The organism is Porphyromonas somerae DSM 23386, assembly GCF_000372405.1.
GTDB classification, from domain to species: Bacteria; Bacteroidota; Bacteroidia; order Bacteroidales; family Porphyromonadaceae; genus Porphyromonas_A; species Porphyromonas_A somerae.
Map to the genome: position 1 here is coordinate 23,668 of NZ_AQVC01000024.1, position 11,433 is coordinate 35,100.

The 11,433-nt window shown below is 47.1% G+C and carries 5 protein-coding genes; all 5 read right to left on the reverse strand.

The window, feature by feature from the left end; all coding sequences use genetic code 11:
* Positions 1-9: 9 nt before the first annotated feature.
* Complete coding sequence (locus A3GK_RS0105895) at positions 10-1,995, reverse strand: DUF5689 domain-containing protein (RefSeq protein ID WP_018028550.1); 1,986 nt, start codon at positions 1,993-1,995, stop codon at positions 10-12.
* A gap of 21 nt (positions 1,996-2,016) precedes the next feature.
* Complete coding sequence (locus A3GK_RS0105900) at positions 2,017-4,770, reverse strand: carboxypeptidase-like regulatory domain-containing protein (RefSeq protein WP_018028551.1); 2,754 nt, start codon at positions 4,768-4,770, stop codon at positions 2,017-2,019.
* 100 nt (positions 4,771-4,870) lie between these two features.
* Positions 4,871-6,334 (reverse strand): fimbrillin family protein, encoded by a 1,464-nt coding sequence (locus A3GK_RS11025; RefSeq protein WP_051052317.1) that lies wholly within the window; start codon positions 6,332-6,334, stop codon positions 4,871-4,873.
* A 31-nt stretch (positions 6,335-6,365) separates the two neighbouring features.
* Positions 6,366-8,141 (reverse strand): fimbrillin family protein, encoded by a 1,776-nt coding sequence (locus A3GK_RS0105910; RefSeq protein WP_018028553.1) that lies wholly within the window; start codon positions 8,139-8,141, stop codon positions 6,366-6,368.
* Positions 8,142-8,241: 100 nt separating this feature from the next.
* Positions 8,242-9,987 carry a fimbrillin family protein gene (locus tag A3GK_RS11030; protein ID WP_081605315.1) on the reverse strand — a complete coding sequence of 582 codons (1,746 nt, stop codon included), beginning with the start codon at positions 9,985-9,987 and terminating at the stop codon, positions 8,242-8,244.
* Positions 9,988-11,433 lie beyond the last annotated feature (1,446 nt).

Consider the following 11,433-nt stretch of genomic DNA (forward strand, 5'->3'; position numbering starts at 1 on the left):
AGCGAACTATTACTGAATAGTGATATCATCAATGAGTAGGTCGTAAGCTGCCTCCTTACCTACCTTAATGCCAAAGAAGCTATCTTTGGTAGCAAGTTTTAATCCAGATATGTCAAGGGTAACCTTCACCCACTTGCCTTGTGTATCGATAGTGCCTGTATATCCGTTTCTATCTTGAGGCTTTAGGGTAATATCGGCTGTTCCCGAAACTGTACCAATGTTAAATGGCTTATACTCTTGGTAGGTTTTACCTTTGTATTCTCTAGTTTCATCCGAATAGATGTTTATTGAGAGGGTCTTTGCTGATTTCCCCTTAATGAAGAAGGTAATAGTATTGCCGGAGGTAGGAGCCCCTTGTGGTACTTTGGCAGTAAATACGTAATCGTTGCCTGTGGGTGTGCCTTTGATGTGAAGGGCCTTTCCGTTATGCCCACCATCAACTTGCGTAGCATAATCTTTCAGACCAAATTTATTGAGTGCACCTTCGAATGCAGTCCAGTCCTCAAAGTCGGCACCAGGGAATAGGAGCTTACCTACTGCGGGAGTAGGTTGCTCAGGATTTGGATTTGGCTCTGGTTGTGGCTCTGGATTAGGTTGAGGAGCAGGGGTAGCACCACCAGTTGCGAGCTTTCCTCCATCGCTCTTCACTGCAACATTCTTGAGTTGCCAAGTAGAGGAGTGTTCTGCAGAACTGATATACTTAAACGCAATGACTACGTTCGCTTTACCTAGCATACTTGCTGGTAGTGCAATATCACCACTCTTAACGGTTGTCCAATCCTTGCCTGAAGGCCAAGTAGGTATGGTTAGTTGTTCCCATTGAGCACTCTTTACATCACCATTGAAGTTGCTAGATACCCAGATGGTCTGTTCCACCTTCATCTTTGCAGGGTCTACGACCTTTGTTTTCCCTTGGCTGATAGTGTGGTCAAAGGATATTGATGCACTTTTTGCGGCTGTAAGGTCAAAAGCAGGAGTAACTAGCCAGTCTTCATTGGCATTGTTCTTGCCATCGGCAAAGCCAGAGATGTTGACGTTTTTATATTGAGTGTTTATCTTCCAAGTCTGAGCTCCTGCAACATTGATCGCAGTCATCTTACCAAGGTCTTTGGCAAACTCCTCACTGTAGATCACTGCCCCTGTTGATGGTTGGTCGGGGGTAGGGGTGTCGGTGCCACCTGAGGTCTCAGGCTCCTTGCCACTAAAGCCGAAGCAATCGTCGGCCGAGCGAAGGAATAGCTGGTAGTCGCTACCAAACTTTGAGAGGATAGCTACCACGGTACCATTGCCCTTTGGAAGCTTGTCATTAGCAAAAGTAGCATACTTGCTATTGCGTACATAGAGACTCTTGCCACTCTTATCCCTTAGGATACGATTAACGGCATTCATCTCTTGATCGGCATAGTTGAGCTCGCCACCCTTTTCGAAGTAAACGCCCTCTAGCTGTATCAGCGTACCAATCATGGCATCGGTGATAGAGCCCATAGTGGTTACCTTAGGCATTGCCTTTTTGGCATCTGGCCATTGGTTCTTTAGGAGATGCTTCTTGGCAATCTCGTAGGGGATACGGGTATTCTTGGGATTATTGTTGTTCATTCCCAGCTGAATGACGCCTCCGTAGCTAGTAGCTGCAAGGCCTTGTAGCTTGATCACTACCTCCTGCCCTACAGGGTAATCATTGGCGATGTTATTTTGGTCAATACCAATGGAGAGCCCACCTGTAGCATCCTCCACATAGATTTGCTTGTAGATATTGCCTGAGATATCGTTGCCCACTACCACGGCACGGATGGCGAAGTCCTCCTCAATGATCTTACCCTCTTCGGGTACTGAGGTAAACATCTCCTTGTATTTAGCAATGGTGATGATGCCTTCATCCCCGATCTCCACAGTCGGTTCGGTAAGGAGTGGGGCATCGTATTCCCGCTCACAAGAAGCGAAGGTGAGCCCGATGAGGGCTACGAGTGCTATAATTAATTGTCTATTTAGTTTCATATATTGTATCGTCTATTAATATTACCAATTGTAACTAGCATTGAGGAAGAAGTTGATCCCCTGCATGTAGTAGTGCTTATTGGTAAAGCGCTCAGGGTGATCTAGGTTGATACGTCCTTGCTCAAATCCACCAGTGCGAATCTCCTTATTATTGAGTAGGTTGGTGATGGAGAAGTTGAAGTTGATGCGGTCTCTATTCTTTAGGTAAAGAATCTTACCGATGCTTAGGTCCATAGTCACTCCACCCTTGAAACGCTCCTGAGTGGTATACTGCTTGAAAGCCTCATACTGCTTAGCATTGTGTCCGGCAGTACCTGGAGGGGTGACAGTGGTATAGTTAGAAGCGAGTCGGCGGATAGGCGCAGCATCAATGTGGTTGTAGCCAAAGCCATTGACATTGAGGTTGAAGAACCAATAATTCCAGAAGTAACCAATCCCAAAGGTACCCAGTACTTGTGGTACACCACCGAGGTAGAGGTTCTTCATGTAGACCTTCTCTTCTTTATTCATAATCTTACCATTGGTACTATTCATCACGCCCATTGGGTCGTTGCTGTAGTAGTATTGAGCGGCAGTACCGATCAGCTCAAAAGTGAGCGAACTGGTAGGCTTATACTCAACACCCACCTCTACACCTCTATGTACCTTATCCACTCCATAAAGGGTGTGGAGTACAAAGGTACGCTGTGTATCATCATAGTAGGCTACCTTCTTCATATCATCCCAGAAGCCGGTGTAGAAGGCCGATAGACGTCCTTTCACCTTAGGAGTGGAGAAGATATAATTGATGTCTACACTTCCAATCTGCTTGCTCTTGAGTGTTGGTGCCACAATATCCGAAATGTCTGGAGAGACATACATCTGTCGCTCTAGCTGTGGACGATTGAGGTACTGAGCATTGAGGGTGAGAAAGTGGCGACCGTTGAATTTATAGACGGCACCGACCTTAGCATCAAAGTTGATAAACGCATGGAGCTTACCTTTGCCATAAGAATTGTCGGGGTAGCGTCCGTTGCGCATCATACCTTCACGCTGGATGGTATTAAGTGCTAGCTTGGCACCATAGTAGATATCCCACTTGTAGTACTTATGCTCATTCTGAGCCCAAAGTGCTGCATTGTAGATATGGTAGCGGTAGTCGTATCCAAAGACATCCCCCTCCCATACTCTACGGCCAGGCTTATTGAGGTCGTTTTGAACCACCTGATCATTACCAGCAAAGTCGCGTTCGGCATACTTATCGTTATCCAATAGATACTTAGCCCCTAGCAGGTCATCGACTGTCTTGAATTGCTTGGACTGAGAGTACTTAAATTCAAGTCCCGCACTCAGTGCAATCTCCTTGGATAGCTGTGTATTGAGTGTGGTATTGAAGGCAATCTCTGCAAGGTCGCTCCGACGCTCCTCTACCATATAGATGGCGGAACCGTCACCGGTCATATTATTGAGGTGGTTTGCCATATAAAGGCGATCCCAATTGATCTGAGAAATCTCTAGAGTACGCCATTGGTGGGCATAATACTCCTGCACCTCGGGGGCTCCCTCGAAGTAGCTAGGGAGGTAGCGGTAGTAATCAGGGCGTGGGTCGGCACCATTGTACCAATTGAGCGAAGACCTACCGTATCTATTGTAGTGTGCACCGATACCAGTGGTAAGGGTGGTCTCGTAATTGGGCTTCCAGATGTGAGAGATGATCAGAGTTGGATCCCAGCTCTTCACCACACGGGCGTTACGCTTTTTGCCATTCTGCCAGCCCCAGTTTGGATTGTAGGTATTGTTGCAGACCAGTTTTAGAGCCTCCTCCACTGAGGAGCCTTGCTGACCACGCTCTACTGGCGAACCAAAGGTGATGACGCTGAGGCGATGCTTGCCCCTATCCCATACCTTCTCTGCACCTAGCATATAGGATATGTTCTTGTAGAAAACACCTTCAATGGCCCCTTCGTGAGCATAACGGCCACCGATAGCGGCAGAGAGTGCCCAGCCATTATCCATCAGACCGGTATTGTAGCTGAGGATCGCACGAGCATAGTAGTTGCGATTAGTGCCTGAGAGGGTTGCCTTTCCGCCACGAGTATAGTTGGCTGGGCGCATATTGATATTCTCCGAGCCACCAATATCTCCAAAGGAGAAAGGAGAGGCTCCCATATAATTGATGCGGTTACCATTGCGGGTCATATCATTAAGGGCACCGATGGAGGAGTAGTTGAAGACGCCTCTTACCCCTTCATTGAAGTTGATGCCATTGATATACCTCTGCTCGTAGGTATTGTCGTAACCACGATTGCGGTGACGGAATTGTGAGAATTGGAAGCCAGCCTTCTGGAGATAGACATCGTTGGTAAAGATGACCATCGTATTGGCCGACTGCCCCGCCCCTTCATCGTCAATCTGGTCGAGGTCAATATTATCTACAATCCCCGCAAACTGGGCATTGTCATTGATTTTATTTTGTATCATCACAATAGGCCCCACCTCATTGAGTCGGTTGGGGGTGATGGTGATATTTAGCTCCACAGTAGTGTGCAGAGGAGAGCTGAAGAGTAGGGTCTCTTCGCCAGCCTTAATGTTGTAAAAGGCGAAACTACCATCACTCTCGGTTGTAGTCTGCTGATTACTACTCTGGAGGGTTACTAGCACGCCACCTATGCCATTGTTGCTACCTCCGTCGCGAACGACCCCTCGAAGCGAGGTCTTCTCTTGAGCGAGAAGAGGGCAGAAAGCTATAGACAGTAGGAGACTTGCCAAGGCAATAAGCCTAGTAATTCTTTGCATGTCTTTGAGTCATTAGTTAATAATCTGATTCTATTAGAAAATGAGATGGAAAGAGGACCGCAACAGTGGCGACCCCATTTCCATCTCACTTAATGAGTACTTACTCAATCGTAAAGTCGTCAATCATTAGATCGTAGTCTACCTCCTTGCCTACCTTGAGAGCAAAGAAATTGTCTGAGGTGGATAGTTGCAACCCAGCAATATTAAGGGTTACCTTTACCCATTCCCCTTTGGTGTCAATAGCTCCAGTATATTGGTTGGAAGCTGCGGGTGCTAGCATAATGTCTTCTGTACTTGCTACCTCGCCCAAGTTAAATGGCTTATACTCTCTTGGGGCAGAGTAGATATTCATTGATAGTGACTTGCCTGCTGTTCCCTTGATGTAGAAGGTGATCTTAGTCGCAGAGGTCATACCAGAGGCATTCTTAGTGGTGGTAAAGACGTAGTCATTCTTTGCAGGCGTACCTTTGATATGTAGTGCCTTGCCACTCTTCCCGCCGTCAACTTGGTTGGCGTAAGCTTGTAGTCCAAAATTATTTAGGCTAGCTTTGAAGGCATCGAAGTCATCAAAGTTGGCACCAGGGAAAAGCAACTTGCCCTCAGTTGGCTGTGGCTGTGGTTCTGGCTCTGGTTGTGGGGTAGGAGTCTCCTCGCCACCAATAACGATGACCTCACCATTGTCCGACCCTTCCTTCCAAGGATTGATGGTAGCACCCTCTACTATTACTAGCTGACCTCTATTGTAGGTCACCTCAACGGTGTACTTGTAACCGCTCTCAGTGGCTGTTAGCTTTAGGTTAGCGGTGTGTGGCTTACCATTGATATTGAAAGTCACCTCCTTGCCAGTCAAGGTTTGTGGAGGTAGGATCATCATCCCTTTGTACTTATTAGTGCCTGCTGCCTTGATAGCTACACTTGGAGTAGCGGTCTTGGTGCCAGTAGTGATGGCCCCATCAGCAAGTGCCATCTTACCATCCACCAATACATCCTTCAGAGCAATGGTGCCATTATTGATCGCCAGCCCATCGGTAGTGATATTGAATTCAATCAAAGTGAGCATGTGGCTAAATACCAAGTTAGCATTGCCATTTTGCTTATTGATTCCCTTTTGGTTGTCCGAGTAAAGGAGGTCAATAAGGGCAGGTTTGCTTTGATCAGAGGTGTCAAAAGCCAGCTCGGTAGTCACTCCCTCCTTATATGGGTAGTAGGCGACTAGGTCTAGATTGCCAGTGCTAGGTAGGTTGATCCCCTCCATAGCCGAGGTAAAGACCACCTTTTCACCTGCTGAAGCGGTAGTGTACTTAGCATTTGTGGCGTAGTTATTAGCTCCTAGTGCTTGTCCTTCGTTCAGTGCAAAGATACCGATGGCATCCGATACTTCCCAGGTTTCTCCAGCTACACGTGTGCCGGGTTGCACAATGTTGGAGCTTACCCTAAGGTCGCCCTTACCTTTTGCATAAGGGTCATCCACTTCACAGCCACATCCTCCGCTGCGTTGACAGCTAGAGAATAGTAGGGTACTCGCTAGGAGTAAGCTTCCTAATTTAGTCGTTGTCTTCATCATATTGATATAATTATTGTGTGATTATTATTATTTACCAGTCTTTAGAGTTATTCTGACTCTTAATCGCTGTTGCTTCGTTCTCGGGGAGGGAGGGGAAGAATTTCACCCCTAGCTCCTTCTCGAGCTCGGCCACGGTGCAAGTATAGTCGTCCCACTTGCTACCACTAGCGGGTCTTACATTTGGCATCTTGACACCAATGGAGACCCACTGACCCTTTTTCTTCTTTAGTAGCACCTTCCACGTGTGAGTGGGGATTGGGCACTTCTTATTGACATCGTCACGTACCATTTCAGCGTTAGGAGCAAGTGTAGGGCCACAAACCACATAGAGGGTATCGGTCTTACGGGCATTCTTAGCAAAAGCATTCTCTTTATTCTCGAGCGTTGCCCAGATACCTGCATTCTGACTTTGCTCTTGTGGCACTACGTTGGTGAAGTAGAAGGTGGTGCGATTGAGCTCTTTGGAAGCGGTACGCTGATTACTTGCCAGCATGTGGCCTCGGCTCATATTGTACTCACGTGGCTGAAAGCTCCTTCTGATTAGTTGCATCTGATACTTTTGTTCTACACCAGGGCCGAAGTCCCAAGGGTCGCCACCCCACTTCTTTCTACTCCATTCCCCTAGACAGTCTCTGTACATCGGATAGGCCACCATATAGGGCTGGTGATTATTTTTGCTAAAATAAATAGTATAGTTGCGTCGCTTACCACCAGGAGTCGTTCCCCCTGCAAAGAAGCTGTCGGGAGTATCCTCTTGGTGGATGACACGATCCTCCATATAGCCATTTTGGATCAGTACCTGCTCCATATAGTAGGCCTGATTACCATACCCTTCAGCTGGAGGCGTAGGGGGTTCGGGCTTAGGGTCTTCTCCAGGTTGCTCTGGATCCGGCTGAGGATTGGGCTGTGGTTGAGTGCCTCCTTCGCCTTCCCCGATAATCTCAATAGTGGCATCAATGAGCTCCACACCAGTGTCGGTGAGCTTGAAGTTGCGTCGCACACGAATACCTGCCTGTAGCTTCTTCGACTCCATCTCCGTGTAAGTATAGCTCTTGCCCGCCACTTCAAAGGTGTAGGTAAGGCCTTTCAGCTCCTGCCCTGGTAGCAGAATAGCTTGATGTGTTGCCCCTTTAGCTACACTCTTGGCCTTGTGCATCGTTATCTTGCTGGTGGCGGCCCCGAGGTTGGAAAGTTGACCTGTAGTGAGATCAAAAACACCCTCTACCTTCACATCACCCACGCTAATTTGAAGTGCATTGAGGTCGGTAGCCCCATCGCCCATGATAGAGACCTGTAGCTGACTCAATGCATGGAAAAATTGCAGGTTGGCTTTAGGGTGCAGGTTATTGAGCCCACGTGCATTGTCGCTGTAGAGTAGATCAAGCTTAGAGAGGTCGCTCTGATCTCGTACATTGATTCGCAACTTATGATCCGCACCAACCGGTTGGTAAGGGTAGTAGCTAATGAGGTCAATTCGCTCCTCAGGCATCAGCCGTATCTCACCTCCCTCGGCGGGAAGGAATTGCCCATCACCATCAGGAGTGGTATAGGGTAGGTTGCTAGCCTTTTGGAAAATAGATGTGCTACTCAAGCCTTTGCCACTTACTACAGCGTAAAGACCAATTTGGTCGCCTCTCTCCCATGAGGTCTCGGTAGCCCTTAGAGAGTTGATACGACTTTGTACTTCTAGGACTGTGTATTCTCTGGGGAGTTCTTTATCCCCCTTCTTGTCATCGCAGCTACAACAGCTAAAGATAAGTACCGCTGTAATAGCCAATAATAGTAAGATTGTCTTGTTCCTTGACATCAAATAGACTCTAATTGTTGTTTAATTCCATTTACGTTCTCTTAAAACGCCTGCCTGCGATATCCCACACAGGCAGCCGTGAAAAATTATAAATCGTTAATCACTCAATCGTGAAGTCATCAATCATAAGGTCATAGGCTACCTCCTTGCCTACTTTGAGGGCGAAGAAATTACCTGAGGTGGAAAGGTCTAATCCAGAGATGTTCAGGGTCACCTTAACCCATTCACCTTTGGTGTCTATAGTTCCAGTATATTGGTTATTTGCAGCAACCTCTAAATTAGCATCTGATGTGCCATCTATCGTTCCTAGATTATATGCCTTGTATTTTCCATCAGAGGTATATACATTAAGGGAGAGCGATTTACCACCAGTTCCTTTTACGTAGAAGGTGATGGCTTTGCCTGATGTAGGACCTCCCTCTATAGCCTTAGTGGTAAATACGTAGTCGTTGCCTTTAGGAGTTCCCTTTATAAGCATAGCTTTGCCCGTACGACCACCATCTGCTTGAGTGGCGTAGTTCTTTAGGCCGAATTTATTAAGGTTGCTTATGAATGCATCCCAATTCTCAAAGTCACCACCAGGGAATAGAAGCTTTGGTTGCTCTGGATCTGGTTGAGGGGTCACCTCCTTTGCGGCTTGTTGCACTGCAAAGGTGAGGTCGTTCATCCCCTCAGCGGTGAGGGTGATGGTAGTCTCACGCTTCTCGGTGGTCTCATTTGCCTCTACCTTTACGGTGAAAGTTTGGTCGGCAGCAGAACGAAGAGTCACGTCGCCACTAAATGTGAGCCAATCGGCAACAGGATCGGCCTTTGCAGATACCTGAGTGCCTGCCTCTAGACCAGCTAGGGTAAAGGTGTAGCTTCCTCCCTCTGCTGGAGCCGAAAGTGTACCACTAGCGTACTCGCTATTGGTGCTGGTAAGTGTCGCGGTTACTGGTGTAGAAGGAGTGGTATCCTCTTCGGGTGCACCGATCACCTTTCCAGTATCTCCCTCATCCTCATTGTCAATGGTACCAGATCCATCCTCAATCTTAGCTGAGCCATTGGATAGGCTGATGGTGTAGCGGTAGTACTTACCTGCCTCTACAGTTTTGTCATTAACCAAGGTTGCCTTGTAGACCTTGCCACCATGCTCAATAGCAATCACCTTTCCCTTGATGATCTCACCTGGCATTAGATAGGTATAGAACTCCTCGCCTTGTTTCTTGAGGTCAAGATTGGCTTTGACGGTATTGTCTACTGTAAAGTCACCACTCTCAATATTGAGTGACCCCTTAGTGAGCACCTCATTCACCGAAACCTTTGAGACAGGCTCAGTAGGATTGAGGGAATTGGTGGTCTCTACCTTGATGCGTAGCTTACCTAGCTTATGCCCAAAGTTGAGGTTGAGCTTAGGATTGGCGTTAGTAACGGTGCCAGTAGCATAGAGTACTGGCTGGTTGTTTTGCTTGGTGAGGTCGAACTCTACTGCGGTAGTTGCAGCAGCATCATAAGGGTAGTACGCCTTGATATCGTGTTGCTCTGTGCCATAAGGGATGGTGATAGGAGCCTGAGTAGTAAAGTCGGTGCTAGCTCCAGCCTTTGTAGCTGTGTAGAGTACATTAGAGGCAGTTAAAGAGGTAGAGAATACTCCGATCTTCTCATTGCCATCCCAGTGGTTGGTCTTTTGGTCGCTCTGAGTGGTCACACGGTTCTGCGCGATGGATGAGCTCAGTTCGAGTGTGGTCTCTCCGCCATTGAGTTCGCTCCTGCTTTCATTGTTGCAGGAAGTAAATGATAGAGCAAGCCCTATCAGTGCTAATGGTAGCAGTGTAATGGTCTTCTTCATGTCACTTAATTTTCTCATTTTGTTAGTTGTTTTTCTATTAATAACAAATATACTAATTCTTCTCCAAACAAAGGTATTCTTTGCCTGTGACTTTCCGAATAAGGTGCCATTAAGATTGCCTATCGGGGCGAGTTTATTTCATAGGTCTTTCCCATGGAATCGTTCCCTTTATCATTACTGACGAACTCAAGATGTACTACTACCGTGGTTTGGAGCATTGGGAGCAGACGCCGGGTTACCTTATCGATACCTGTCTTACAGCACAAGACCAGTATAAAGCGTTACTTACCTATTTCCGAATCAAGTGGGTTGAGTGATCAGTGGTGTGCATTAGGAAAGCCTTGCCGTAGGGCATTCATAGGTGTGCCTATAGGGGAGGACCCCGGCTGAGGGGTCCGTGTTAAATAGGCACAGGTCGAGGCACGTAGTGTCGAAGACCTGTGTATAACGATATGCAAAACACCCTTACGACCCCGGCTGAGGGGTCGGACAACCTTATCTAGGTCTGACCCCTCGTCCGGGGTCATGGGGGGTAAAAATATGCTCTTATACACAGGTCGTTCGGGGCTAACTCCCCTCCGACCTGTGCCTATTTAACACGGACCTCTGCCGAGGTCCTTTCTCGTAGACAACTCGCTAAAGATCATACGATAAGCCTTTCTAATGCGTAACCCCCTGGTTGAGTGATTGTGTTCATTATCTCTTTCTGTGCCTTTTCAGCTTTTTTGTGGCTTTTGGACTCCTCGGAAGAGGTCCTTGTTTATTAGCGTTTGCCGAGATGCAACTAAGCAATCGGTTAGTTGCAACTCGTCATTTGCTTAGTTGCAACTAACCGATTGCTTAGTTGCAACTAAACTTTTGCTTTCATAACCCTCTGATTACTAGTAGAGTATAAAAGTGCTTTTTCTCTTGTTTCTGCAATAGTCTCAAGAAAGGATTTGCCTGACCTATCCGACCTTTCGGGCTCATCCGCTGGGTCACTTTTCCAGGGGTTACGCATTAGAGGTATCTACTTAAGTTATAGTATTAATATGATTAGCTTGTACAGGACAGACGGGTAAGGACCTCGGAGAGGTCCGATTTGTTGTAGCCCCTGTGTCGGAGGGCGTAGCCCGAACGACCAGGGGAAGCAATAATTCACGTATATACTCGACCCCTTGCGGGTCGGACAATAAGGTCTAGGGCATCAAAATTAATCCTTGAATAGGTTGTCCGACCCACAAGGGGTCGTGAATTTTGGTTGCCTTCTTTGCCCCCATTCTTGTCTTGTCCTAGAAAAAGTTGACTCATAGATAGATTTTTATGAGTAAGTTTGTAAAAAGGAGTCAACTCCAGAAGATTTATTTTGACCGAGTTATTCACCTCTATTTTGAGGAAAACTTAGGTTACACCCAGATTTCACACCTTGTTCCTATTGGTAGGACTACGATCCTGGAGTGGGTTCATAGGTACCTAGATTCTGGG

Excerpts from the sequence above, each read along its gene's own strand:
- A3GK_RS0105895 (WP_018028550.1), bottom strand. The coding sequence starts at position 1,995 with ATGAAACTAAATAGACAATTAATTATAGCACTCGTAGCCCTCATCGGG.
- A3GK_RS0105900 (WP_018028551.1), bottom strand. The coding sequence starts at position 4,770 with ATGCAAAGAATTACTAGGCTTATTGCCTTGGCAAGTCTCCTACTGTCT.
- A3GK_RS11025 (WP_051052317.1), bottom strand. The coding sequence starts at position 6,334 with ATGATGAAGACAACGACTAAATTAGGAAGCTTACTCCTAGCGAGTACC.
- A3GK_RS0105910 (WP_018028553.1), bottom strand. The coding sequence starts at position 8,141 with ATGTCAAGGAACAAGACAATCTTACTATTATTGGCTATTACAGCGGTA.
- A3GK_RS11030 (WP_081605315.1), bottom strand. The coding sequence starts at position 9,987 with ATGAGAAAATTAAGTGACATGAAGAAGACCATTACACTGCTACCATTA.